At 69.4% G+C, this 22,781-nt stretch carries 24 protein-coding genes; 18 read left to right on the forward strand and 6 right to left on the reverse strand.

The genetic code is table 11. The features are described 5' to 3' along the window. Positions 1-23: 23 nt before the first annotated feature. Entirely contained in the window at positions 24-1,022 is a 999-nt protein-coding gene (locus ACFWQC_RS07620) for a 4-hydroxy-3-methylbut-2-enyl diphosphate reductase (protein WP_378675344.1), read from the reverse strand. Between the two features lie 188 nt (positions 1,023-1,210). Between ACFWQC_RS07620 and xseA the strand changes: the two genes are divergently transcribed. Both xseA and ACFWQC_RS07630 read left to right on the forward strand, forming a co-directional pair. Then, the gene (gene xseA / locus ACFWQC_RS07625) at positions 1,211-2,443 is read left to right on the forward strand and encodes an exodeoxyribonuclease VII large subunit (protein WP_378675347.1); all 1,233 of its coding nucleotides are present in this window, start codon (positions 1,211-1,213) and stop codon (positions 2,441-2,443) included. Continuing rightward, entirely contained in the window at positions 2,436-2,639 is a 204-nt protein-coding gene (locus ACFWQC_RS07630; protein ID WP_378675350.1) for an exodeoxyribonuclease VII small subunit, read from the forward strand. The genes xseA and ACFWQC_RS07630 overlap by 8 nt, the downstream gene beginning before the upstream one ends. Before the next feature lie 534 nt (positions 2,640-3,173). On the opposite strand, the gene ACFWQC_RS07635 is transcribed toward ACFWQC_RS07630, so the two are convergent. Next, entirely contained in the window at positions 3,174-3,800 is a 627-nt protein-coding gene (locus ACFWQC_RS07635; protein ID WP_378675353.1) for a DUF4245 family protein, read from the reverse strand. Positions 3,801-3,930: 130 nt separating this feature from the next. Here ACFWQC_RS07635 and ACFWQC_RS07640 point away from each other — a divergent pair, with 130 nt between their 5' ends. The 12 genes from ACFWQC_RS07640 (at position 3,931) to ACFWQC_RS07695 (ending at position 13,521) form a co-directional block, all read left to right on the forward strand. After that, positions 3,931-4,320: a molybdopterin-binding protein gene (locus ACFWQC_RS07640; RefSeq protein ID WP_378675356.1), complete on the forward strand. Its 390-nt coding sequence runs from the start codon at positions 3,931-3,933 to the stop codon at positions 4,318-4,320. Further along, positions 4,317-5,072 (forward strand): molybdate ABC transporter substrate-binding protein, encoded by a 756-nt coding sequence (modA, locus tag ACFWQC_RS07645; protein WP_378675358.1) that lies wholly within the window; start codon positions 4,317-4,319, stop codon positions 5,070-5,072. Before ACFWQC_RS07640 ends, modA begins: the two co-directional genes overlap by 4 nt. Positions 5,073-5,130: 58 nt before the next feature. Further along, positions 5,131-5,892 carry an ABC transporter permease gene (locus ACFWQC_RS07650; RefSeq protein WP_378675361.1) on the forward strand — a complete coding sequence of 254 codons (762 nt, stop codon included), beginning with the start codon at positions 5,131-5,133 and terminating at the stop codon, positions 5,890-5,892. Beyond that, positions 5,889-6,587: an ATP-binding cassette domain-containing protein gene (locus ACFWQC_RS07655; protein ID WP_378675364.1), complete on the forward strand. Its 699-nt coding sequence runs from the start codon at positions 5,889-5,891 to the stop codon at positions 6,585-6,587. The genes ACFWQC_RS07650 and ACFWQC_RS07655 overlap by 4 nt, the downstream gene beginning before the upstream one ends. A gap of 43 nt (positions 6,588-6,630) precedes the next feature. Then, positions 6,631-7,650 (forward strand): class II fructose-bisphosphatase, encoded by a 1,020-nt coding sequence (gene glpX / locus ACFWQC_RS07660; RefSeq protein ID WP_378675367.1) that lies wholly within the window; start codon positions 6,631-6,633, stop codon positions 7,648-7,650. A 181-nt stretch (positions 7,651-7,831) separates the two neighbouring features. Beyond that, the gene (locus ACFWQC_RS07665) at positions 7,832-8,299 is read left to right on the forward strand and encodes a hypothetical protein (RefSeq protein ID WP_378675370.1); all 468 of its coding nucleotides are present in this window, start codon (positions 7,832-7,834) and stop codon (positions 8,297-8,299) included. Further along, positions 8,296-8,601 (forward strand): hypothetical protein, encoded by a 306-nt coding sequence (locus tag ACFWQC_RS07670; protein ID WP_378675373.1) that lies wholly within the window; start codon positions 8,296-8,298, stop codon positions 8,599-8,601. Before ACFWQC_RS07665 ends, ACFWQC_RS07670 begins: the two co-directional genes overlap by 4 nt. Then, entirely contained in the window at positions 8,598-10,385 is a 1,788-nt protein-coding gene (locus ACFWQC_RS07675; protein ID WP_378675375.1) for an alpha/beta hydrolase, read from the forward strand. Before ACFWQC_RS07670 ends, ACFWQC_RS07675 begins: the two co-directional genes overlap by 4 nt. A 65-nt stretch (positions 10,386-10,450) precedes the next feature. Continuing rightward, positions 10,451-10,885 carry a hypothetical protein gene (locus ACFWQC_RS07680; RefSeq protein WP_378675377.1) on the forward strand — a complete coding sequence of 145 codons (435 nt, stop codon included), beginning with the start codon at positions 10,451-10,453 and terminating at the stop codon, positions 10,883-10,885. A gap of 20 nt (positions 10,886-10,905) precedes the next feature. Beyond that, positions 10,906-11,829 carry an alpha/beta fold hydrolase gene (locus ACFWQC_RS07685; RefSeq protein ID WP_378675379.1) on the forward strand — a complete coding sequence of 308 codons (924 nt, stop codon included), beginning with the start codon at positions 10,906-10,908 and terminating at the stop codon, positions 11,827-11,829. A gap of 3 nt (positions 11,830-11,832) precedes the next feature. After that, positions 11,833-12,498 (forward strand): TetR/AcrR family transcriptional regulator, encoded by a 666-nt coding sequence (locus tag ACFWQC_RS07690; RefSeq protein ID WP_378675382.1) that lies wholly within the window; start codon positions 11,833-11,835, stop codon positions 12,496-12,498. Positions 12,499-12,531: 33 nt separating this feature from the next. Then, the gene (locus ACFWQC_RS07695; RefSeq protein ID WP_378675385.1) at positions 12,532-13,521 is read left to right on the forward strand and encodes a cytochrome c oxidase assembly protein; all 990 of its coding nucleotides are present in this window, start codon (positions 12,532-12,534) and stop codon (positions 13,519-13,521) included. Between the two features lie 16 nt (positions 13,522-13,537). On the opposite strand, the gene ACFWQC_RS07700 is transcribed toward ACFWQC_RS07695, so the two are convergent. Then, on the reverse strand, positions 13,538-14,611 hold the full coding sequence (locus ACFWQC_RS07700; protein ID WP_378675388.1) for an ABC transporter ATP-binding protein: 1,074 nt from the start codon (positions 14,609-14,611) through the stop codon (positions 13,538-13,540). Positions 14,612-14,854: 243 nt separating this feature from the next. Here ACFWQC_RS07700 and eat point away from each other — a divergent pair, with 243 nt between their 5' ends. Genes eat through eutC form a run of 3 tightly spaced genes read left to right on the forward strand, consistent with a single transcriptional unit; the run spans position 14,855 to position 18,467 of the window. Continuing rightward, complete coding sequence (gene eat, locus ACFWQC_RS07705; protein ID WP_378675391.1) at positions 14,855-16,294, forward strand: ethanolamine permease; 1,440 nt, start codon at positions 14,855-14,857, stop codon at positions 16,292-16,294. Continuing rightward, complete coding sequence (locus tag ACFWQC_RS07710) at positions 16,291-17,700, forward strand: ethanolamine ammonia-lyase subunit EutB (protein WP_378675393.1); 1,410 nt, start codon at positions 16,291-16,293, stop codon at positions 17,698-17,700. Before eat ends, ACFWQC_RS07710 begins: the two co-directional genes overlap by 4 nt. Continuing rightward, positions 17,697-18,467 carry an ethanolamine ammonia-lyase subunit EutC gene (gene eutC / locus ACFWQC_RS07715; protein WP_378675395.1) on the forward strand — a complete coding sequence of 257 codons (771 nt, stop codon included), beginning with the start codon at positions 17,697-17,699 and terminating at the stop codon, positions 18,465-18,467. Before ACFWQC_RS07710 ends, eutC begins: the two co-directional genes overlap by 4 nt. A gap of 34 nt (positions 18,468-18,501) precedes the next feature. Here eutC and ACFWQC_RS07720 read toward each other — a convergent pair whose 3' ends face one another. From ACFWQC_RS07720 to ACFWQC_RS07730, 3 genes are all read right to left on the reverse strand, one after another. Beyond that, positions 18,502-20,223, reverse strand: coding sequence for a sulfatase-like hydrolase/transferase (locus ACFWQC_RS07720; protein ID WP_378675398.1), 1,722 nt, complete (start codon positions 20,221-20,223; stop codon positions 18,502-18,504). A 120-nt stretch (positions 20,224-20,343) separates the two neighbouring features. Further along, complete coding sequence (locus ACFWQC_RS07725; RefSeq protein WP_378675401.1) at positions 20,344-21,024, reverse strand: DUF1707 domain-containing protein; 681 nt, start codon at positions 21,022-21,024, stop codon at positions 20,344-20,346. Positions 21,025-21,081: 57 nt separating this feature from the next. Beyond that, entirely contained in the window at positions 21,082-21,750 is a 669-nt protein-coding gene (locus ACFWQC_RS07730; protein ID WP_378675404.1) for a DUF1707 domain-containing protein, read from the reverse strand. Between the two features lie 127 nt (positions 21,751-21,877). Here ACFWQC_RS07730 and ACFWQC_RS07735 point away from each other — a divergent pair, with 127 nt between their 5' ends. Next, complete coding sequence (locus tag ACFWQC_RS07735) at positions 21,878-22,777, forward strand: NAD(P)-dependent oxidoreductase (protein ID WP_378675407.1); 900 nt, start codon at positions 21,878-21,880, stop codon at positions 22,775-22,777. Positions 22,778-22,781: the final 4 nt, after the last annotated feature.

A 22,781-nucleotide genomic window follows, 5' to 3' on the forward strand; every position in this document is an offset into this window, starting at 1 on the left:
TAACGCCCATCCCGGGTCGGGGATCAACCCCTCGCGGCAGCGGCTTTCAGGTCCTTGCGGAGTTCGGTGGGCAGCGCGAAGATCAACGACTCCTCGGCGCTCTTGTGTGCCAGGGCATCGGGGAAGCCACGCTCCTTGAGGAACTCGACGACACCCTCGACCAGCTTCTCGGGCACGCTGGCTCCGGAGGTTACCGAGACGCTGCGTACGCCGTCGAGCCAGGACTCGTCGATCTCACTGGCGTCGTCGACGCGGTAGGCGGCCTTGGCGCCGGCCTCGAGGGCGACCTCGACCAGGCGAACCGAGTTGGAGGAGTTGCCGGAGCCGACGACGATGACCAGGTCGCTGGACCCGCCGATCTCCTTGACGGCCTGCTGGCGGTTCTGGGTGGCGTAGCAGATGTCGTCGCTGGGCGGGTCGAGCAGCTCGGGGAACTTCGCCCGGAGCGCGGCGACCGTCTCCATGGTCTCGTCGACCGAGAGGGTGGTCTGGGAGAGCCAGACGACCTTGGAGGGGTCGGCGACCTCGAGGCCGGGTACGTCACCGGGACCCTCGACGAGCGTGGTCGCCTCCGGCGCCTCGCCCATGGTGCCCTCGACCTCCTCGTGACCGGCGTGGCCGATCAGCAGGATGCTGTAGCCCTCGCGCGCGAACCGCTTGGCCTCCAGGTGGACCTTGGTGACCAGCGGGCAGGTCGCGTCGATCGTCTTCAGCTCACGCACGGCGGCGTCGGCGTGGACCGCCGGGGAGACACCGTGGGCGGAGAAGACGACGGTCGCACCCGAGGGCACCTCGTCGAGCTCGTTGACGAAGATCGCGCCGCGGTTGCGCAGATCGTCGACGACGTGCTTGTTGTGCACGATCTCCTTGCGCACGTAGACGGGCGCGCCATAGAGGTCCAACGCCTCCTCGACGGTGATCACGGCCCGGTCCACCCCGGCGCAATAGCCGCGCGGCTCCGCGAGGAGGACAGCCTTCTCGTCGTCGGAGATCAGGCGTGGGGTGCCGAGGTCGATGCTCATGCTCCCAGTCTAGAGACCGTGGCGTGACGATCCGATTTGGCTGGGTCTCGACCCGCAGTCGCAGGTTCGCAAGCTCACCCGCGCGCTCGCTCGACCTCCCTTCGACAAGCTCAGGACATCGCCTCGCGTTTCCCGACGCAAGCGCCGGCAAGGCTCGGATGTCGGTGGCCCGCTCTAGGGTTGGCGGCATGGCGTTGGACACCTCCCCCGAGTCGCCCGCTCCGGTGCGGCAGATCGCGAACGCGATCGGCGGCTGGATCGACAAGCTCGGCGCGGTCTGGGTGGAGGGGCAGGTGGCCCAGATGAGCCGGCGGCCGGGGATGCAGACCGTCTTCCTGACCCTGCGTGACTCGGTGGCCGACATCTCCGTGCCGGTGACGTGCACGCGGTTCCTGCTCGACAGCCTGAATCCGCCGCTGGTCGAGGGCGCCTCGGTGATCATCCACGCGAAGCCGTCCTACTACGCCAACCGCGGCACCTTGTCGCTGCAGGCCCGCGACATCCGTCCGGTCGGGCTCGGTGAGCTGCTCGCCCGGCTCGAGCAGCGCCGGCAGCTGCTGGCCGCCGAGGGGCTCTTCGCTGCCGAGCTGAAGCGCCCGCTCCCCTTCCTGCCGACCAAGGTCGGGCTGCTCACCGCCGCGAACTCCGCAGCCGAGCGGGACGTGCTCGAGAACGCGAAGCGGCGGTGGCCGCAGGTGCGGTTCGAGGTGGCGTACGCCGCGATGCAGGGCGCGCGCAGCGCTGCCGACGTCGTCGAGAAGCTGCAGCGGCTCGACCGCGACCCCGAGGTCGACGTGATCGTCATCGCCCGCGGCGGCGGCTCGGTCGAGGACCTGCTGCCGTTCTCCGACGAGCACCTGATCCGTGCGGTGCACGCCGCGCGCACCCCGGTCGTCTCCGCCATCGGCCACGAGCCCGACTCACCGCTGCTGGACCTGGCCGCCGACGTACGCGCCTCGACGCCGACCGACGCCGCCAAGCTCGTCGTACCCGACGTGGTCGAGGAGCAGCGGATCGTCGCGACCGGACGCGACCGGCTCCGCGGCGGGATCGCCGCGCTGATCCACCGCGAGCAGACGCTCCTGGACGCGTTGCGCTCGCGGCCGGTGCTGGCCGACCCGCGCTCCCTGATCGACGCCCGCCGCGACGAGGTCACCTCGCTGCGCGACCGTGCCCGCCGCACCGTCGGGCACGCCATCGACCGGGCCGCCGACGACATCGGCCACCATCGCGCCCGCGCTCGCGCGCTCTCACCCCTCGAGACGCTGAGACGGGGGTACGCCGTCGCCCAGGATGCCGACGGACACGTACTCACCAGCGTCGCCGACGCCGCCGAGGGCGAGGCGGTCAGCATCCGCCTCGCCGACGGCCGCCTGACAACGACCATCACCTCGATCGAGAAAGACCCAGCCGATGACTGACGCCGACGACAAGAACCTGTCCTACGAGCAGGCCCGCGAGGAGCTGGTCGAGGTCGTCCGCAAGCTCGAGGCCGGCGGCATCACCCTCGAGGAGTCCCTGGCCCTGTGGGAGCGTGGCGAGAAGCTGGCCACCCTGTGCCAGGAGTGGCTCGACGGCGCCCGGAAGAAGATCGACGCCGCGATCGCCGACGACTGATCGCCGAGACGTCACCCAGGTCGCCCGAGCCGTCGCCCCCGTCGGCCGAGGCGTCACTCCCGCTGGCCGAGGCGTCACTCCCGCTGGGCGAGGCGTCACTCCCGCTGGCCGAGACGTCACGGCGATGCCATCTCGGCCAACGCAGGCGACCCTTCGGCCGACGTAGGCGACCCTTCGGCCGACGCAGGCGACGCCTCGACCGACGTACGTGACCTCTCGCCCGACGCAGGCGACCTCTCGCCCGACGCAGGCGACCTCTCGACCGACGCAGGCGACCTCTCGCCCGACGCAGGCGACCTCTCGCCCGACGCAGGCGACCTCTCGACCGACGCAGGCGACCTCTCGACCGACGCAGGCGACCTCTCGACCGACGCAGGCGACCTCTCGACCGACGCAGGCGACCTCTCGACCGACGTACGTGACCTCTCGCCCGACGCAGGCGACCTCTCGACCGACGTACGTGACCTCTCGCCCGACGCAGGCGACGCCTCGACCGACGTACGTGACCTCTCGGCCGACGCGGGTGACGCCTCGCTACTTCTTCAGGGGCTCGGTGGTGACCAGGGCGAGGTAGTCGCGTACGTCGCCGTCCTTGGGGCCCCAGAGCATCAAGGTCTGGCCGTCGACCTCGGCGGAGTAGCCGGTGTCGCCGCCGGAGTCGGACCATTCGGTCCAGGTGTCGGCGACGTCGGTGTCGATGCTGACCTCGTCGCCCTCCTTGGCCTGGGTGTCGACGTTCTTCTGAGCCAGCACCTGCGCCGAGCGGGAGGAGAGCTCCAGGCCGACGTAGGAGGTCTCGCCCTTGACGAACGACATGGTCCACGACGGCTCCTCGCCGCCCTGGTAGGACGGGTCGGTGTTGGCGTACCAGCCTGAGGGCAGCTCGCGCGGGTAGACGACGTCGAGGTCGGCGACCTGGGCGCTGCGTACGGCCTCGGCCCAGTCGGCCTTGTAGGTCTCGTTGGCTCCGCTGACCTCGCGCTCGAGGTTGCCGCGCCACTGCACGATCAGCACGATCGGGACGACGAGGACGAGCAAGAAGATCATCGACCCGATCAGGGCACCGAACGTGCGTGGGTAGCTGCGCGCCGGGGTCTCCGGCTGCTCGCCCGCCGGCTGATTCGACGGCTGGGCGGGCTGCTGCTGATCGGTGTCGCTCACGCCCTCCATGGTCCCACTTGGTCGATGTTCCCTCGAATCGTGGTCCCGACGAGCTCGGCCACCGAGTCGAATCGTTCCGCAGGTGAGGACAGTTCGCGCGTGATTTCGCCGCAGATGCGATACTCCTCCCGTGACCACCTACCGTATCGCCGAAGCCGCCGGCCTCCTCGGCGTCAGCGACGACACCGTGCGCCGCTGGATAGACGCGGGACGGATCGAGGCGAGCACGGAGAACGGCCGGGCGGTCATCGACGGCATCGTTCTGGCCGGGCTGGCCTCGGAGCTGGCCGATGCCCCCGACCCGGACCGGGCGAAGGCGGTCAGCGCCCGCAACCGGATGCTCGGGATCGTCACCAAGACCACCCTGGACACCGTGATGGCCCAGGTGGAGATGGTCTGCGGGCCCTACCGGATCGTCTCCCTGATGAGCGCCGAGGCCGCCATCGAGCTGGGCCTCGAGCCCGGCGTCAGCGCGGTCGCGTCCATCAAGTCAACCAACGTCGTCGTGGAGCGCCCATGATCAAGGACCCTGGAATCGGTGCCACCGTCGCGGTGGCGGCCGTCCTCGCGCTCGCCGGCTGCGCGAGCTCGAGCGAGGGGTCGGAGGACCGGGAGCTGACCGTCTTCGCGGCGGCCTCGCTGACCGACACGTTCACCGAGCTGGCCGAGCAGTTCGAGAAGGACCACCCCGGCGTGAAGGTGACCACCAGCTTCGGCGGCTCCTCCGACCTGGTGGCCCAGATCGAGGACGGCGCCCCGGCGGACGTCTTCGCCTCGGCCGACACCAAGAACATGGACAAGCTCGGCGACCTGGCCGCCGACCCGCAGGACTTCGCCGCCAACACGCTGGAGATCGCCACGCCACCGGGCAACCCGGCCGAGATCACCGGCTTCCAGGATCTCGCCGAGGCCGGAACCAAGGTCGTCGTCTGCGCGGCCGAGGTCCCCTGCGGCAACGCGACCGCTCAGATGGAGGAGGAGACCGGCGTCGACATCGAGCCGGTCAGCGAGGAGCAGTCGGTCAGCGACGTACTCGCCAAGGTCACCTCCGGTGACGCCGATGCCGGGGTCGTGTACGTCACCGACGTGACCGCCGCCGGCGACACTGTGGCGGGCGTCGAGTTCGACGAGGCCGACCAGGTCGTGAACACCTACCCGATCAGCACCATCGACGGCTCCGACGACGCCGACCTCGCGCAGGAGTTCGTCGATCTGGTGCTGAGCGAGACCGGGCAGAAGGTACTGACCGATGCCGGCTTCAGCCAGCCCTGATCTTCTCGGGGCCGCCAGGCGGACGGACCGGCAGAGGGGGGTCGGTCCGTCCGTCGGTATGCCACGCTGGCTGTGGTTCCCGGCGGCCCTCGCGGCGGCGTTCATCATCCTTCCGCTCGCCGCGATCATCCTCCGCGTCGACCTGGCGAGCTTCCCGGCGCTGATCACCTCGCCATCCGCGCTGGAGGCGCTCTGGCTCAGCCTGCGCACCTCGGTGGCGAGCACCGCGCTGTGCATCCTCCTCGGCGTACCTCTCTCCACCGTCCTCGCCCGCACCAGCTTCCGGGGCCAGGGGCTGCTGCGCTCGCTGGTGCTCCTTCCGCTCGTGCTGCCCCCGGTCGTCAGCGGGCTGGCGCTGCTCTACACCTTCGGCCGCCGCGGGCTGCTGGGACAGTCGCTGGACCTGATCGGCATCCAGATCCCGTTCACCACCCTCGCCGTGGTGATGGCGCAGACGTTCGTCGCGCTGCCGTTCCTGGTGATCAGCCTCGAAGGCGCGCTGCGCACCAGCGGCACCCGCTACGAGGCGGTCGCGGCCACCCTCGGCGCCCGCCCGACCACCGTCTTCCGGCGCGTCACACTCCCCCTGGTCGGCCCCGGCCTGCTCTCCGGGTCGGTCCTGGCCTTCGCCCGCTGCCTGGGCGAGTTCGGCGCCACCATCACCTTCGCCGGCAACCTCCCCGGGGTCACCAGCACGATGCCGCTGCAGGTCTACCTGCTCCGCGTCGACGACCCGGACGCGGCGGTCGCGCTCTCGCTGGTGCTGGTCGTCGTCGCGGTCGCCGTGATCGGCTTCGCCCGCCATGGGAGAGCCCTATGAGCAAACTTCATCTGCGTGCGGTGATCCCTCAGCGCGGCATCGACGTCACCCTCGACGTGGCCGCCGGCGAGACGGTCGCGCTCACCGGTCCCAACGGCGCCGGCAAGTCGAGCATCCTCGGCGTGATCGCCGGGCTCCTGCGTCCCGACGAAGGAGAGGTACGCCTCGGTGACCGCATCCTCGACCGCACTCCCCCGCACGCCCGCGGGATCGCGCTCCTCGCGCAGGACCCGCTGCTCTTCCCGCACCTGTCGGTGCTGGCCAACGTCGCCTTCGCGCCCCGGGCCCGTGGCGTACACCGCCGCCAGGCCAACGAGCTCGCCGCCCGCCACCTCACCGAGGTCGGCGCCGAGATGCTCGCCGGGCGCAGACCCACGCAGATCTCCGGCGGTCAGGCCCAGCGCGTGGCGGTGGCCAGGGCCCTCGCGGCCGACCCCGAGCTGCTCCTGCTCGACGAGCCGATGGCCTCGCTCGACGTCGACGTACGTCCCGCGCTGCGGCAGACGCTGCGTACCGCCCTCGAGGACAGGACCGCGATCATCGTCACCCACGACGCTGCTGACGCCCGCGCGCTCGCCGACCGGGTGGTGGTGATCGAGCACGGTCACATCGTCGAGGACGGCCCGACCGAACAGGTTCTGAACGACCCGCAGTCGGGCTTCGCTGTGAGGCTTGTCTCTGGATCGATCAAGTGACACCGGGGCCGCTCCACCGCGCCCGGCGGATAGATTGACCCCTATGAACGACACCCAGCCGCTCGGCGTCGCCCCCACCGCTCCTGACCGCAACCTGGCTCTGGAGCTCGTGCGCGTGACGGAGGCCGCGGCGATGGCCGCCGGCCGCTGGGTGGGTCGCGGCGACAAGAACGGCGCCGACGGCGTCGCGGTCAACGCGATGCGCACGATGATCTCCACCGTCGCCATGAACGGCACCGTCGTGATCGGTGAGGGCGAGAAGGACAACGCCCCGATGCTCTACAACGGCGAGGACGTCGGCGACGGTACCGGCCCCGACTGCGACGTCGCGGTCGACCCGATCGACGGCACCACCCTGTGCGCGAAGGGCATGAGCAACGCGGTCGCGGTGATGGCGGTCGCTCCGCGCGGCAGCATGTACGACCCCAGCGCCGTCTTCTACATGGAGAAGCTGGTCACCGGCCCCGAGGCCGCCGACGTCGTCGACATCCGCCTGCCCGTCGCCGAGAACATCGCCGCGGTGGCCAAGGCGAAGGACACCAAGGCCTCCGACATCACCGTGATCGTGCTCGACCGGGCGCGCCACGACAAGCTGGTCGAGGAGATCCGCGAGACCGGTGCCCGGATCAAGTTCATCGTCGACGGCGACGTCGCCGGCGCGATCTCGGCCGCCCGCGCCGGCTCCGGCGCCGACCTGCTGATGGGCATCGGCGGCACTCCCGAGGGCATCGTCGCCGCGTGCGCGATGAAGGCGCTCGGCGGCACCATCCAGGGGCGGTTGTGGCCCAAGGACGACGAGGAGCGCCAGCGCGCCCTCGACGCCGGCCACAACCTCGACCCCGACTTCGTACTCCACACCGACGACCTGGTCACCGGCGACGACTGCTTCTTCGTCGCCACCGGCATCACCGACGGCGACCTGATGCGGGGCGTGCAGTACCTCCCCCACGGCGCCATCGTCACCGACTCCCTGGTGATGCGCAGCCGCTCGGGCACGATCCGCAAGGTCACCTCGGAGCACCAGCTCGCCAAGCTCCAGGCGTACAGCGCGATCGACTTCTGATCCTCGCCGGCGCTTGCGCCGGACCACATGCGCGGCAAGGACCTCCTGGTCCTTGCCGCGCTTCTCGTTGTCCTTCTCGTCGCCGAAGAGACCATCCGTGGTGCCAGTTTGTTGCTATCTTGTGGTTCGACACGAGCATCAATGAGCGTCTCAGGTGTATGTCACTCGGGGAGGCATCAACGTGACGGACCCATTCTTCGCCGCGCTGCGCGAGCGTCGCCCAGACGTCGACATCGTCATCCTGCCTCCGGCAGATCCTCCCGAGCCGCTCCCCGAGGCGACGGCTGCTGACCTGAGCCGGTCGGCGCAGGTGGTCGATGCGACCCTCGCGGCCATCGCCGCACGAGTGCCGGAGCCGTCCTCGGACGGGCCGAGGTGGGAGGCGTACAACAGCGAGAACGTACGCCGCTGGGCCCAGCTCGAGGCTCGAGCAGCCGACGGCGACGCGATCCTGGTCGGCCTCGATCAGGCGTTCCGAGACGCGAAGTGGCACTCGACGGTCGCGGTGAAGGCGTTCCATCGATGGACCGCTTCGCGAGCGGATGTCCAGATCGTCGGCACCTGGTCGGAGCGCCATCACGGACTCGTGGTGACCGTGACCGGCCGGATCCTCCGGCCCCCTGCGAACGTGCGGGAGGCGCTGGTATGACGCTGCACGTCGAACCGGCGAAGGTCCAGTCCACTGCTGCCGCGTGGGATATGGAGAATCTCCATCTCACCGCTGCGGCGAAGCAGATCCACGGTGTCGGCGCAGCTGGTTTCACGCCCACCGTGGCGAGTCTGGTCGGGCAGTTCATCGAGGCGTGGCAGGCGATCGCGACGAGGTCCGCCCGCTCCGCAGAGTCCCAGGCCGACGGGCTGAGGAGCACCGCGATCGGCATCCTCGAGACCGACGCGAAGACCGACATCAACGCATCCTTGGTGCTGAGCAGCATCAGGGAGATCCGGTGACCGTCACCGTCTCCCTGCCCCCGAGGCCGAGCCAGACGCCCGAGTTCACCGCGGACGGTCAGAAGGTGCAGGAGATGGGATCCACCGTGCGTACCTCGTCGTCGATCTTCGACGACCACGGCTCGTTCGTCGGCGGAAAGGCCAAGGACTCCGGCCTTCTCGACGGCCAGGCGGCCGCCGCGTACGCGCAGGCGCTCAGCCCCATCGGCACGCACGCCGACGCCTGCTCGCTGGCGCTGCGCGCCGCGGCCAACGCCGTCCTCGGCCATGGCGACGACCTGGTCGACCTCGAGCGACGTCATCAGGATCTCAAGGGCGAGCGCGAGCGCCTGGCCCGCCAGGTCGACGAGCTCACCGCTCGAGCGAACCCGCTGCCCACCGACGAGGCCGAGCTGCGGATCCTCAAGTCGGACTGCGACCGCTGCACCGACCAGGTCGAGACGTATGAGTCCGATCTGGTGAGGTGGACCGAGGATCTCGAGGCCAGCGAGGAGAAGGTCGCGGCCGCGCTCCGCGGTGCGATGACCGAGCGGCAGGTCGACCAGAAGTACGCGGGAGTCACCGATCCTGCTGACACCGCCAGGGACTCGATGCCGTCGAGCAAGGACCCCCAGGCGGTCAACGCCTGGTGGGACGGCCTCACCGACGAGCAACGAGCGGGCATGACCGCCGCGTACCCCGAGATCGTGGGGAACACCGACGGCATCCCCGCGGCCGACCGCAGTGACGCGAACACGATCTCGCTCGACCGTGACCTTGCCGAGCTCGGCGCCATCCCCGAGGACCAGCGCACCGAGGACGAGCAGACCCGCTACGACAACGCGAAGGCCGCAGATGTCGCGCGCGACAAGATCGAGAGGTCCAAGGACCCGATGACGAATGAGTACTACGACGCCCAGGTCTACATCTATGACCCGATGGCGTTCGGCGGCGACGGGCGTGTCGCGATGGCGGTCGGCGACCTCGACACGGCGAGCAACGTATCGGTCAGTGTGCCGGGCTTGACCACCGACATGGAGTCGTCCCAGTCGAACGCCGAGGATGTGATCAACCTCCATCAGGCGGCTTCGTTCGAAGGTGGCACCAGCACAGCCACCATGTTCTGGATCGGCTATGACGCGCCCAGCGGAGCCGACTCGGCCGGTGTGGCGACCGAGGGCATGGCCAAGGCCGGCGGCGAGCGGCTCGCCGACACCCTCGACGGCCTCAATGCCATGCGGTCCGACGACTTCCACCTCACCGCCATCGGCCACAGCTATGGGTCCACCACCGTTGCCCACGCCATGACCGACCACCACCCCGATGCCGACGACGTCGTCCTGCTGGGCAGCCCTGGTGCCGGCGACGCCGGCTCGGCCGACGAGCTCGGCGTCGGCTCGGACCACGTCTTCGTCGGCACGAACAGCGAAGACCTCGTCGGCAGGCTGGGCCAGACGGGATGGGTCAGTCCCTCAGCAGTCGGCGCCGGCGTACTCACCGGGCCCATCGGCGGAGTCATCGCTCAGATGGCCGATGCCGGTCTCGGAGACAACCCGGCCGAGGACGACTTCGGTGCCGTACGCTTCCAAGCCGAGAGCACCAGCAGAGGGTCGGTCCCCAACATCGACGACCACGTCAAGTACTACGACCACGACACGGAGTCCCTCGCCAACATGGCTCACATCGTCAACGGGCAGTACGACCAGGTCAGCCGCGCCGATCAGGTCTACGACCCCTGGTACCGCGACCCCGTCGATCCCGAGAGCGGCCGCACCCCGACCACCCCGGACACGGACGGCCGATGAGGGCCCGAGCCCTGGCCGCCATGATGGCGACACTGACGATCCTGTTTGCCGGGGGATGTGGTGGAGTGAGCGACAAGACCTACGCCGAGCTCGAACAACAGCGAGACGAAGTACTCACGTGGGCACGCGAGCTGTCGGCCGCTGCTTCAACGACACTTGCCACATCCCCCAAAGACGCGACGGAGGCGTACGACGGCGTTGATCAGAAGGGGTTCTCGGACAAGTACAAGTCGTACAAGTACGACGTCCAGGCCGACTTCGTCACGGAGCAACAGGACCCGCTCAACGCGCTGCGCGACGAGCTCGAGGAGTTCAGCCCGACGTTCAGTGGGAACTCGCTGCGGCTTTCGCACGGTGACCTGACCGCCCACTTCCAGACCTACCCGAATGCCCCCGGGGCGGTCGGCCTCGTCGTTCAGGGGCCACCGCTCGAGATCGATCAGGAAGACATGAGCGACTGGGACGGCTTCGTCGTCGGCGAACCGGTCGACCTGCAATGACGACCCGGTAAAGTCTGTGTATGACCACCGCCGCCGAGCCGACCGAGTCCACCGCTTTCCTCCCCGGAAGGGTCGAGCTGGCGTACGACACGTTCGGCAGTCCCAGCGCTGATCCGCTGCTGCTGATCATGGGTCTCGGCGGCCCGATGACCTGGTGGAACACTCAGCTGTGCGAGCAGCTGGCCCAGGCCGGGTTCTACGTGGTTCGCTACGACAACCGCGACATCGGCCACTCCTCGCCGCACCCCTCCGACGAGCGGATCACGCTCGCGAGGCTGGCCCGGGCGTTCGCGGGGCTGCCGACCCAGTCGCCGTACGCGATGGACGATCTCGCGGACGACGCCGCCGCGCTGCTGACCCATCTCGGCATCGACTCCGCGCACGTGTGGGGCGTGTCGATGGGCGGGATGATCGCCCAGACCCTCGCCATCCGCCACCCCGACCGAGTGCGCTCGGTCTGCTCGACGATGTCCACCACCGGCCGTCGCGGGGTCGGCTTCCAGCACCCGACCCTGCTGCCCGCGCTGGTCATCAAGAGGCCCGGCCTGGAGGGCTACATCGAGCGCCAGATCAAGGGCGGCCTCCAGATCGGCTCCCCCGGCTTCCCCGAGCCCGAGGACGAGGTACGCCGGCGGGCGATCGACACCTGGAACCGCGGCGTCAGCGGGCCCGCCGTCGCGCGGCAGATGCTCGCCGTGCTCACCCAGCCCGACCGCACCGAGGAGCTCCGGCGCATCAAGGTCCCGTTCAGCGTGATCCACGGCCTGACCGACAAGATGGTCCATGTCTCCGGCGGCCGGGCGACCGCCGCGGCCGTTCCCGGCTCGGAGATCACCCTGTTCAAAGGCATGGGCCACGACCTGCCCCGAGCGCTGTGGCCGGCCTTCATCAAGGTCGTACGCCGCACCGCTGACCGAGCCGCCGACCAAACCGTCTCCGCGTAGCGGATGCGCACCACGGTCCCCGAGGGCGAGTCGGGCTCGATGCTCGCGAGGGCGCTCTCGGACCTCACCGAGCCCATCGAGGACGAGGCGGTGACCGCGAAGCTCCTCGACGCCGCCGCGGAGCAGTTCCGCCAGATCGGGATCAGGCGCACCACCATGGAGGAGGTCGCGAACCGCGCCGGGGTCGCCCGGATCACGGTCTACCGGCGCTTCGCCAACAAGGACGCCCTGGTCGAGCAGGTCGTACGCCGCGAGTTCCGGCGCTACTTCGACCAGTTCGTGCTCGACATCGCCGATGCGGCCGACGCGGCCGAGCGCGTGGAGATCGGCTTCGCCAGCGCGATGCGGGCGATCCGCGGAAACCCGCTCATCGGGGGCCTGCTCACCGTCGAGACGGACTCGCTGGTGCACTCCATCGTCGGCGACGGCGGCCGCACCGTGGCCACGATCGCGCGCTTCGTGGCAGGCCAGCTACGTCGCGAGCAGCGGGCCGGGAACGTACCTGCCGAGATCGATGTCGACCTCGTCGCCGAGCTGATGGTCCGCACCTCGACCTCGTTCCTGGTCACCCCGAGCGAGGTCGTCGACATCGACGACGAGACGCAGCTGCGCGCGCTCGCCCGGCTGTTCCTGGTGCCGCTGATCGACCCCGGCAGCCGCCCGAAATAACCTTCGTCCGGGCCCCGGAGATACCGTGAGACCATGCACGACCACGGCTCCCTGCCCCCGCTCGGTTGGTCCGAGTTCTTCACCACCTGGAGTCTCCAGCCCGGCTGGCTGCTCGCCGTGGTCATCCTCGCCGCGGGCTATCTCACGCTCCGCAACGCCGCCGGCCCTGCCTCGACGGTCAAGGGCTGGCGGGTGGCGTCGTTCCTGACCGGGCTCGGCCTGATGTACGTCGTGGTCGCCTCGGCCATCAACGGCTACGCGATGGCGCTGGCCTGGATGCACATGGTGCTCCACCTGACGCTGATCATGGTCGTGCCCACGCTCCTGGTGCTCGGCCACCCGCTCACCGTCATCGCCGAGACCGGCCCACGGGCCGAGCGGGCGATGCGCTCGCTTCCGGTCACCATCTTGGTCCACCCGATCACCGGCACCGTGCTCTACTCGGTGGTCATCATCGGCACCCACCTGTCCGGATTCATGGATTCGATGGCGCAGAGCACGTCGCTGATGGTCGGCGAGCAGGTGCTCTACGTCGTCGCCGGCTTCCTCTTCCTCACCGGCACGATCGGCGAGGAGAAGGTGCGTTCCGACCTGCCCTACCTGGGCCGGATCTCGCTCCTCGTGGTCGGCATGGTGCCCGACACGATCGTCGGGATCGTGATGCTGCAGACCGAGCGCAACCTCTACCCGGTCTACTCCGCGGCCCGACCCGAGTGGGCGCTCGACGCGGTGCGCGACATCCAGACCGCCGGTGGCCTGATGTGGGCCGCAGGTGACGCCGGGATGATGTTCCTCGCCATCGGCCTGGTCATCGCCGTCGTCTCCTCACCCCAGCGCCGGGCCAAGATGACCGGCCGCTTCCTCGATGGCGTACGCAGCAGCCGGCTCGCCGAGGAGAGCGCCCGGGGCTCTGCCATTGATGGAGCGGAGGGCCCCGCCGAGCCGGGATCCGTGGATCCCGACAGCGACGAGGCCCTCGATGCCTACAACGCGATGCTGGCTCGGATGAACCAGCAGCACTGAGTGCGTCGGTCGGCGGTCAGTTGACGCGCAGGCCCGACTCGGTGTCGAAGACGTGGACGTCCTCGGGGTCGGTGGTGACGTAGATCGTGTCGCCCTTGCTGACGTGGTCCTTGGACGAGACCCGGACGATCAGGGTCGAGGGGACACCCTCGACGTCGCTGGTGCCGTAGACGTAGGAGTCGGAGCCGAGCTCCTCGACGACGGTCACCTGGACCGGCAGTCCGCCCTGGCCCTCGCCGATGACCCGGAAGCTCTCCGGGCGCACGCCGACGGTGATCTGCGTGGGCATGTCGGTGGTGCCGACCGGAACGACGTACTCCCCGATCTTGGCGCCGCCGCCATCGGCGGCGGTGGCCTTGATGAGGTTCATCTGCGGCGAGCCGATGAAGCCGGCGACGAAGAGGTTGACCGGCTTGCGGTAGAGGTTGAGCGGGGTGTCGACCTGCTGCAGCTCACCGTTGTTCATCACCGCGACGCGGTCGCCCATCGTCATCGCCTCGACCTGGTCGTGGGTGACGTAGACGGTGGTGATGCCGAGGTCGGCCTGGAGCTTGGCGATGTCGGTGCGGGTCTGCACGCGCATCTTGGCGTCGAGGTTGGACAGCGGCTCGTCCATGCAGAAGACCTGCGGCTGGCGGACGATCGCGCGGCCCATGGCGACGCGCTGGCGCTGACCGCCGGAGAGCGCCTTCGGCTTGCGGTCGAGGTAGTCGGTCAGGCCCAGGGTCTTGGCGGCGTCGGCGACGAGCTTGTCACGCTCGGCCTTCGGGACCTTGGCCATCTTCAGCGAGAACGCCATGTTCTCGGCGACGCTCATGTGCGGGTAGAGCGCGTAGTTCTGGAAGACCATCGCGATGTCGCGGTCCTTGGGTGCCACGTTGGTGACCTCGCGGTCGCCGATCTTGATGGCGCCCGAGTTGACCTCCTCCAGCCCGGCGAGCATGCGCAGGGTGGTGGTCTTACCGCATCCGGACGGGCCGACGAGCACCATGAACTCGCCGTCCTTGATCTCGAGGTCGATGCCCTTGACCGCGGGCTCGTTGGCGCCGGCGTACCAACGCTGCGCCTTCTCAAAACTGACTGTTGCCATGATTCCGTTGTCTCCTTCACCGGCAGGTACGTGCCGGACGATCCGTTGTGAAGTGACCGGGGCCACATCGGCCCCGGCTGGGACACCATAGCCGATCGATCCCGAACGCGCAGCAGGTGTAACCCTGCGAGCAGCACGGGAAACCACCCGGAAACAGTTCGTTCATAGCCTCACCGTTGACCGATCTCGAGGCTGTGTGCCGCCTCCGGATCCCACCCCCAGCGCACGTGGTAGGAGTCAGCAATGTCAGCAAGCGACCCGTCAGGAGCGCACGCACGAGGCGTCGACGAGCATCTGGAGTCAGCGGCGTACCTGCAGAGGCGCCAGCTGAGATCGGGCAGCGCCGGGTGGCTGCTCCTGGCCGGCCTCGGGGTCGGCTACGTGATATCCGGTGACTACTCCGGATGGAACTTCGGCCTGGAGCAGGGCGGCTTCGGCGGCCTGGCGATCGCGTCCGTCGTGATCGCGGGCATGTACCTGGCACTGGTGCTCGGCATGGCCGAGCTGTCCTCGGCGCTCCCGGCCGCGGGCGGCGGCTATACCTTCGCCCGCCGTGCGCTGGGCGCATGGGGCGGTTTCGCCACCGGGACGGCGATCCTCATCGAGTACTCGATCGCGCCTGCTGCCATCGCGACCTTCATCGGCGCCTACGTCGAGTCCCTGGGCCTGTTCGGCATCACCAACGGTTGGTGGATCTACCTCGCGGCGTACGCGCTGTTCATCGGGATCCACCTGGCAGGGGTTGGTGAGGCGCTGAAGGTGATGTTCGTGATCACCGCCGTCGCACTCATCGGCCTGGTGGTGTTCGCGGGCGCTGCGGTCGCCCACTTCGACCTGGCCAACCTGACCGACATCGCGCCGACCGACGCCGTCGGTGCCTCAGCGTTCCTGCCCCACGGATACCTCGGCATCTGGGCGGCCATCCCGTTCGCGATCTGGTTCTTCCTCGCGGTCGAGGGCGTGCCGCTGGCAGCCGAGGAGACCGCGAACCCGGAGCGCAACGTGCCGCGGGGCATCATCGCGGCGATCGGGGTGCTGCTCGTGACCTGCGTGGTGGTGCTGGTGCTGACGACCGGTGCCGGTGGCGCCGAGCAGATGTCGGACTCCGGCAACCCGCTGGTCGAGGCGCTCGGGGACGGTTTCTCGGCCAAGCTCGTCAACTACATCGGCCTGGCGGGCCTGATCGCGAGCTTCTTCTCGATCATCTACGCGTACTCGCGCCAGCTGTTCGCGCTGTCTCGGGCCGGTTACCTGCCCACCGTCCTCTCGGTGACCAACTCCCGCAAGGCACCGACGCTGGCGCTCGTCATCCCCGGCATCATCGGGTTCGTTCTGTCGCTGACAGGACAAGGAGCCCTGTTGCTCAACATGGCCGTCTTCGGAGCCGCGCTGAGCTACGTTCTGATGATGGTCAGCCACATCGTCCTTCGGGTGCGCGAACCGAACATGCCGCGGCCGTACCGCACTCCTGGCGGCGCGGTCACCACCGGCTTCGCGCTGGTCATCGCCGTGATGGCCGTGATCGCCACGTTCCTGGTGGACCCTGTCGCCGCGGGTTGGTGCCTGGTCGTGTTCGCTGGGTTCATGCTCTACTTCGCCGTCTACAGCCGGCACCGCCTGGTGGCGAACTCACCCGACGAGGAGTTCGCGGTGCTCGCCCAGGCCGAGAGCGACCTGAAGTGATCTACCGGCAGCAGGTCTCAGGCGTGACCTACGCCTTCGACGGGCTCGTCGAGGTGATGGCCAAGGCGACACCGCTTCGTTCGGGTGACCAGCTGGCCGGCTGTGCCGCCGAGAGCGACGGCGAACGTGCGGCCGCCAGCTGGGTGCTCGCAGATCTGCCGCTGGAGATCTTCCTCGACGAGGAGATCGTCCCGTACGACACCGATGAGGTCACGCGGTTGATCATCGACGGGCACGACCGCGGCGCGTTCACGCCGATCTCCCATCTGACGGTCGGCGGGCTGCGGGACTGGCTGATGGAGATGGCCGCGCACGATCACGGTGCCGAGCACCTGGCCGCGGTCGCACCGGGACTGACTCCGGAGATGGTGGCGGCGGTCAGCAAGATCATGCGCAACCAGGATCTGATCGCCGTCTCCGCCGCCGTGCAGGTGACGTCGGCGTTCCGGACCACCATCGGCGGCCACGGAACTCTGGCCACGCGGCTGCAGCCCAACCATCCCACCGACGACCCTCGCGGCATCGCCGCGGCTGTGCTCGACGGGCTGCTGCTCGGGTGCGGAGACGCGGTGATCGGGATCAACCCGGCCACCGACTCACCACAGGCCACGGCCGACCTGCTCCACCTGCTCGACTCGATCCGTACGCGCTACGACATCCCGGCCCAGTCCTGCGTGCTGTCGCACATCACCACCACGCTCGGGCTGGTGGAGGCGGGAGCTCCGGTGGATCTGGTGTTCCAGTCCATCGCCGGCACCGAATCAGCCAATGCCGCGTTCGGGGTGAACCTGCAACTGTTGCGCGAGGGCAACGAAGCGGTACGCAGCCTCGACCGCGGCACCGTCGGCGACAACGTCATGTACCTGGAGACCGGGCAGGGCTCCGCGCTGAGCTCGGGCGCGCACCTGGGTGTCGGCGGGGCGCCGGTGGACCAGCAGACCCTGGAGACCCGCGCCTACGCCGTGGCCCGCGATCTGCGGCCGCTGCTGATCAACACCGTCGTCGGGTTCATCGGCCCGGAATACCTCTACGACGGCAAGCAGATCATCCGGGCCGGCCTGGAGGATCACTTCTGCGGCAAGCTGCTCGGTCTGCCGATGGGCGTGGACGTCTGCTACACCAACCACGCCGAGGCCGACCAGAACGACATGGACAGCCTGCTGACGCTGTTGGCCGCGGCGCGGGTGCCGTTCGTCATCGCCGTTCCCGGAGCCGACGACGTGATGCTCGGCTACCAGAGCCTGTCGTTCCACGACGTGCTGACCACTCGTCGCACGCTCGGTCTCCGACCGGCCCCCGAGTTCGATGCCTGGCTGCGCAGGGTGGGGATCGTCGACGACGCCGGCAGGCTCACCCCCTTCGACCTGGAGAGCTCGCCGCTGCGGTCGCTGGCTGTGACGCCATGACCTCGAACGACCCTGTCGTCCAGGGGTTCTGGGATGAGCTGCGCGGGACCACCCAGGCCAGGATCGGGCTGGGCCGGGCCGGCACCGCGCTGCCCACCGAGCGCGTGCTCGAGCTGGCAGGCGCACACGCCGCGGCGCGCGATGCGGTCCACATCCCGCTGGACGTCGAGCGCCTGGCCGCGCAGGTCCGCGAGATCGGGATCGGCGAGCCGGTGCTGGCCACCAGCCGCGCCACCTCGCGCGAGGAGTACCTGCGCCGGCCCGACCTCGGACGGCAACCGGCGCCCGACACCGATATCCCCGAGTCCGGCGCCGACATCGGCCTCGTCCTCGCCGACGGGCTCTCGCCGACCGCGCTCGACCGCCATGGAGCGGCCCTGCTCGCCGAGCTGGTGACCCGGCTGCGCGACCGGTACACGCTGGCGCCGCCCGTCATCGCGACGCAGGCGAGGGTGGGGCTGGGCGACCACCTCGGCGAGGCCGCCCGGGTCCGCACGTTGCTCGTGATCATCGGAGAACGGCCCGGTCTGAGCGTCTCCGACAGCCTGGGCATCTACCTCACCCACCTGCCCCGGCCCGGGCGCACGGACGCCGACCGCAACTGCATCTCCAACGTCCACCCACCCGACGGGCTAGGGTACGCCAGGGCCGCCCAGGTAGCCGCGCGCCTCGTCGACGGCGCCCTCGCGCTGGGACGCTCGGGGGTCGACCTGAAGGACACCTCCCGAACCGGAACGCTCGCACCACCGGCGTCAGATCGCACCTGAGGCTTCGACGTCACCCGACCCGTCCGGGTTGGGCCTATCGGGTCAGTGCCCGGCACACAGCCGGGGCACACCCGTCGTAGGCCTCGAGCCGGCGCATCAGGTCACGGGCGTACGGCTTCGCGTGGTCCTCCGCGAAGACGTTGCGGTCCTCCCACGGCCGGTCGTAGCGGTAGAGCTCGTAGGCGTGGTCGGTGCCCTTCCAGGACTTGTCCAGGTCGAACCTGACCAGCAGCCCTCGCGAGCCGCGCACCGCGATGTAGGACGGGATGATGTCGATGGTGCCGCCCGAGCCCTTGTCGAGATCGACCTCGCCGGGGTGCGACTTGGCGTAGGTGTGCTCGAAGAAGGCGTACCGCCCACCCGGCAGCCGCGGCCGACTCAGGGTCTCCGCGAACGAGCTGCCGGAGACGTGGGACGGGGTCGGGGCGCCGGCGATGTCGAGGAAGGTCGGCGCGAGGTCGATGTTGTTGACGAACTGGCTGCGCTTGCCGGGGACAACGTCCGGGCCGACGACGACCATCGGCACACGGGTGTCGGAGTCGTACGGAGCGCCCTTGCCGCCGTTGAGCTGGTGCTGGCCGAGGTGGAAGCCGTTGTCGGAGGTCAGCACGATGTAGGTGTCCTCGCCTGCGGCCTCGCGCACCTGGGTGATCATCCGGTCGATCGACTGCACCATCCGGGCGCGGTCGCGGTACTGGCTCAGCGCGGTCTGGTCGGTCAGCGAGACCTTGTTGGTGCGCCAGGCAGGGGCCTGTGAGGTACGCCCCCCGCGGCCGAGGTAGGTGGGCGCGTTGTCCCAGCGGTCGTCGCCGTAGCCGACCAGGTCCTTCAGCGTCAGGTCGGCGCACGCGACCCGGCCGCAGTTGCCGCCCGCGGGATCGCCTGCGGGCGCCTGGTCGGCGAAGGCGGGCGGGAACCAGGTGTCCAGGCCCGGGTAGTGGTGGCCGAGGCGCGAGTGCGGCCCGTAGGCGGCGATCTCGAGGAAGTAGGGCTCCTCGTCGTCGCGGTGCTCCTGGATGAAGGCGAGGGCGTAGTCGCGGGTGACGTTGGTGGCGTACCCGGCGTCCTTGACCGCCGGGCGGGCCGAGGTCGGCGGCCGCGGGTGGTTGCGCAGCTGTACCGCGCCCTTTCCGTCTAGGTAGGTGCTCTGGTAGCCCCAGCCGCCATAGGCGCCGCCGAGGAGCGCGTTCCAGGAGTCCCAGCCCGGCACCTTGGGCGGCGGGAGGCGCTTGCCGTCGGAGCCGATGGTGGCCTCGTAGGCGTTGATGTACTTCCCCACGAACCCGGTCGTGTAGCCGGCCTCCTGGAGCCCGATGCTGAACTGCTTCTCGACGTTGCCGTAGCGCTCGAACGCCGACCAGCCGCCGACCGGGTGCTCCGGGTCGTTCTGGGTGTTGGTGAGGACCTTGGTGTGGTGCGGGGTCTGCCCGGTCAGCAGCGCCGCGCGCGAGGGGCAGCAGAGCGAGTCGATGACGAAGGAGTTCTGGTACGTCGCACCCTCGGCCGCCATCCTGATCGCCTCCGGCATCGTGCGGAGCAGCTCCATGGAGAAGTCGTCCATCAGGATCAGGACCATGTTGGGGCGCTCGTCGGTCGTGGCGGCCAGCTCCGCCGCGTCCTCGACCGGCGCGGCCGACGGGTCGGCGGTGGCAGAGCCGGCGGCCACCGTCTTCGGGCCGAGGACCAGGAGTCCGGCGATCAGGGCCACGACGGCCAGGAGTGCGGCGCCCAGCAGTGCGCTCCACTTCGGCTTCATCCCGAGACTCCTTTGTTTAGTATTTAACTGCACTATATCTTGTTCAAGCGAGGTTAGTGCCTCATTTCCAGGCACGACGAAATGGGTCCGCGGAGCGGACCATCCCCGAGATGGTGTTGCTCAGTGCAGCTCGTGCGGCGGCGGCATCTTCAGCTGCCGCGAGCGCTTCGCTTCCTTCAGCGGCTTGCGGATGACGGTGACACCACCCATCAGCGCCAGGCCCTTCACCCGCAGCACCGGACCGCCGGTCGGCTCGATGCCGCGCGGACCGACGTAGCCGCCCATGATCCCGACCCCCTGCATCACGACCTGCACCTCGGGGCCGACGGTGATGTTGACCCCGCCCATGATCGCGTTGGCGTAGATCACGGTCTCCTGCGCGGAGAACTGCGCCTGACGCATGTCGAGCTCGGCGCCGCCCATCAGGGCGATCACGTTGCCGGTCGCCGGCACCGTCCAGACCCCGCGCCGGTCGACGCCGCTCATGATCGCGACATAGAGCTGGCTCTCGATCGGATTGGTGGCGAAGACCGCGGGGCTGCTCGCGGCGGCGGGCTTGGACACCGGTACGGGCGGCGCCGGGGTGCCCACGGCCGGCAGGTCGACGGTGATCGGGATCAGGTCGGCGTACGTCTTGGCCTTGAAGGTCGCCTCGAGGCGGTCGTCGAGCTCGTCGATCTCCAGGCGGCCCTCGCCCGCGGCCTCGCGCAGGATGTCGGCCACCTTGTGGCGGTCGGCATCGCTGATCCGGAGATTCGGATCAGGATTCTGGCCGCGAAATGGCTCGGGGGTCGTTCCCATGGGGCGAATGCTAGTGGGGGCTTCGGCCGAGCGCCTCGGCATACCTCAATTGATCCCTCACTCAAGGCCGAGATGCTGCTTCAGCGTGCGCTTCGGCCCGCGTGGACCCCGGCGCTTGACGGTCACGTCGCCCAGCACCGCGATGCCGCGCACCCGCACCACCGGCGAGTCCGCCGCGAGCACCTCGGGCACCTTCTCCGACGGCTCCTTGAAGTCGCCGAGGACGCCGTTGCCCTCCACGATCACGTGCACGTTCGGCGGGACGGTGACCTTCACGCTGCCCAGGACGGAGGTGGCGTTGATGACCACCTCACGCGCTGAGTAGTGCGCCTCACGCAGGTCGATGTTGGCGTCGCCCAGCACCGCGTGGACAGAGAACTGCTGCGGAACCACCCACACGCCCTTGCGCTCGACGTTGCTCAGGAACGCGCTGGCGCTGTCGCTCGTCTCGCCCTCGCTGTAGACGACGGGCACTGCCGCGCCGGCGGGTACCGCGGGCATCACCGGCGCCTGCCCCGCGACCGGCAGGTCCTGCGTGATCGGCTCCAGGTCGGCGTACGTCTTGGCCTTGTAGGTCTCCTCGAGCCGCTCCTCGAGCTCGTCGATGTCCAGCCGGCCCTCGCCCGCAGCCTCGCGCAGGATGTCGGCGACCGCGTGGCGGTCGGCATCGCTGACGCGCAGGTCGGCTCGGCGGGGCTGGCCAGGTTGCGGTTCAGGGAGTCCCATGGTCCTGAATGCTATCGGCGTAGGTGTCGCCCGTCTCTCAGGTTCAACCCTGAGGCTGGGCACTGACCATTTGGTGCGTGCCCCAGTAAATAGTGGGTACTCCCGCAGCCCGGCGACGTCCGCCAGCATGGATGACGTGTCAGAAACCGATAGAGACCCGATCCCCTCGACCGACGTCACCGTGCTCGGCCTCGGCGCGATGGGCAGCGCGCTGGCGACCGCGTTGCTCGACGGCGACCGCTCCGTGACCGTCTGGAACCGCACCCCTGGCCGCGCCAAGGACCTGGTGGCCCGCGGCGCCGGTGCCGCGGACTCGGTCCCCGCGGCGGTGCTGGCCAGCCCCGTGGTCGTCGCCTGCCTGCTCGATCACTCCTCCGTCGAGGAGACCCTCGGGCTGGCGGTTGACGAGCTGCGCGGCCACACCCTGGTCAACGTCACGACCACGACACCCGACGAGGCGCGTGCGCTCGCATCCTGGGCGGCCGAGCACGGCATCGACTACCTCGACGGCGCCATCATGGCTGTGCCCGCGATGATCGGGTCCCGCGTGGGGCAGATCTTCTACAGCGGCTCGCGGGCGGCGTACGACGCCCTCCTGCCGACGCTGGACGTCTGGACCACGAGCGAGTACCACGGCGAGGACGCCGGCCGGGCGTCACTGGTGGATCTGGCGATGCTGTCGGGGATGTACCAGATGTTCACGGGCTTCTTCCACGGTGCTGCGATGGCCGCCACCATGGGGATGAGCGCGTCGGACTTCGCCGCCCGACAGGCTCCCTTCCTCGCCGCCATGACCGAGGAGCTCGCCGGCTACGCGAAGGTCATCGACGGCGGCGACTACACCGTCGCGGGCCAGCAGAGCCTGGAGTTCTCCGACCTCTCGCACATCGTGCGTGCCAGCGAGGAGCAGGGGATCGATCCCGCCCCGATCGCCGCCGTCCAGGCGCTGATCAGCAGAGAGATCGAAGCGGGGTACGGCTCGGAGGGACTCCCCAGGGTCGTCGAGAGCCTGCGCGCCGACGGGTAACGCT

It is taken from the genome of Nocardioides sp. NPDC058538 (assembly GCF_042719275.1).
Lineage (GTDB): Bacteria > Actinomycetota > Actinomycetes > Propionibacteriales > Nocardioidaceae > Nocardioides.

Excerpts from the sequence above, each read along its gene's own strand:
- ACFWQC_RS07620 (WP_378675344.1), bottom strand. The coding sequence starts at position 1,022 with ATGAGCATCGACCTCGGCACCCCACGCCTGATCTCCGACGACGAGAAG.
- xseA (WP_378675347.1), top strand. The coding sequence starts at position 1,211 with ATGGCGTTGGACACCTCCCCCGAGTCGCCCGCTCCGGTGCGGCAGATC.
- ACFWQC_RS07630 (WP_378675350.1), top strand. The coding sequence starts at position 2,436 with ATGACTGACGCCGACGACAAGAACCTGTCCTACGAGCAGGCCCGCGAG.
- modA (WP_378675358.1), top strand. The coding sequence starts at position 4,317 with ATGATCAAGGACCCTGGAATCGGTGCCACCGTCGCGGTGGCGGCCGTC.
- ACFWQC_RS07650 (WP_378675361.1), top strand. The coding sequence starts at position 5,131 with ATGCCACGCTGGCTGTGGTTCCCGGCGGCCCTCGCGGCGGCGTTCATC.
- ACFWQC_RS07655 (WP_378675364.1), top strand. The coding sequence starts at position 5,889 with ATGAGCAAACTTCATCTGCGTGCGGTGATCCCTCAGCGCGGCATCGAC.
- glpX (WP_378675367.1), top strand. The coding sequence starts at position 6,631 with ATGAACGACACCCAGCCGCTCGGCGTCGCCCCCACCGCTCCTGACCGC.
- ACFWQC_RS07670 (WP_378675373.1), top strand. The coding sequence starts at position 8,296 with ATGACGCTGCACGTCGAACCGGCGAAGGTCCAGTCCACTGCTGCCGCG.
- ACFWQC_RS07685 (WP_378675379.1), top strand. The coding sequence starts at position 10,906 with ATGACCACCGCCGCCGAGCCGACCGAGTCCACCGCTTTCCTCCCCGGA.
- ACFWQC_RS07690 (WP_378675382.1), top strand. The coding sequence starts at position 11,833 with ATGCGCACCACGGTCCCCGAGGGCGAGTCGGGCTCGATGCTCGCGAGG.
- ACFWQC_RS07695 (WP_378675385.1), top strand. The coding sequence starts at position 12,532 with ATGCACGACCACGGCTCCCTGCCCCCGCTCGGTTGGTCCGAGTTCTTC.
- ACFWQC_RS07700 (WP_378675388.1), bottom strand. The coding sequence starts at position 14,611 with ATGGCAACAGTCAGTTTTGAGAAGGCGCAGCGTTGGTACGCCGGCGCC.
- eat (WP_378675391.1), top strand. The coding sequence starts at position 14,855 with ATGTCAGCAAGCGACCCGTCAGGAGCGCACGCACGAGGCGTCGACGAG.
- eutC (WP_378675395.1), top strand. The coding sequence starts at position 17,697 with ATGACCTCGAACGACCCTGTCGTCCAGGGGTTCTGGGATGAGCTGCGC.
- ACFWQC_RS07720 (WP_378675398.1), bottom strand. The coding sequence starts at position 20,223 with ATGAAGCCGAAGTGGAGCGCACTGCTGGGCGCCGCACTCCTGGCCGTC.
- ACFWQC_RS07725 (WP_378675401.1), bottom strand. The coding sequence starts at position 21,024 with ATGGGAACGACCCCCGAGCCATTTCGCGGCCAGAATCCTGATCCGAAT.
- ACFWQC_RS07730 (WP_378675404.1), bottom strand. The coding sequence starts at position 21,750 with ATGGGACTCCCTGAACCGCAACCTGGCCAGCCCCGCCGAGCCGACCTG.
- ACFWQC_RS07735 (WP_378675407.1), top strand. The coding sequence starts at position 21,878 with ATGGATGACGTGTCAGAAACCGATAGAGACCCGATCCCCTCGACCGAC.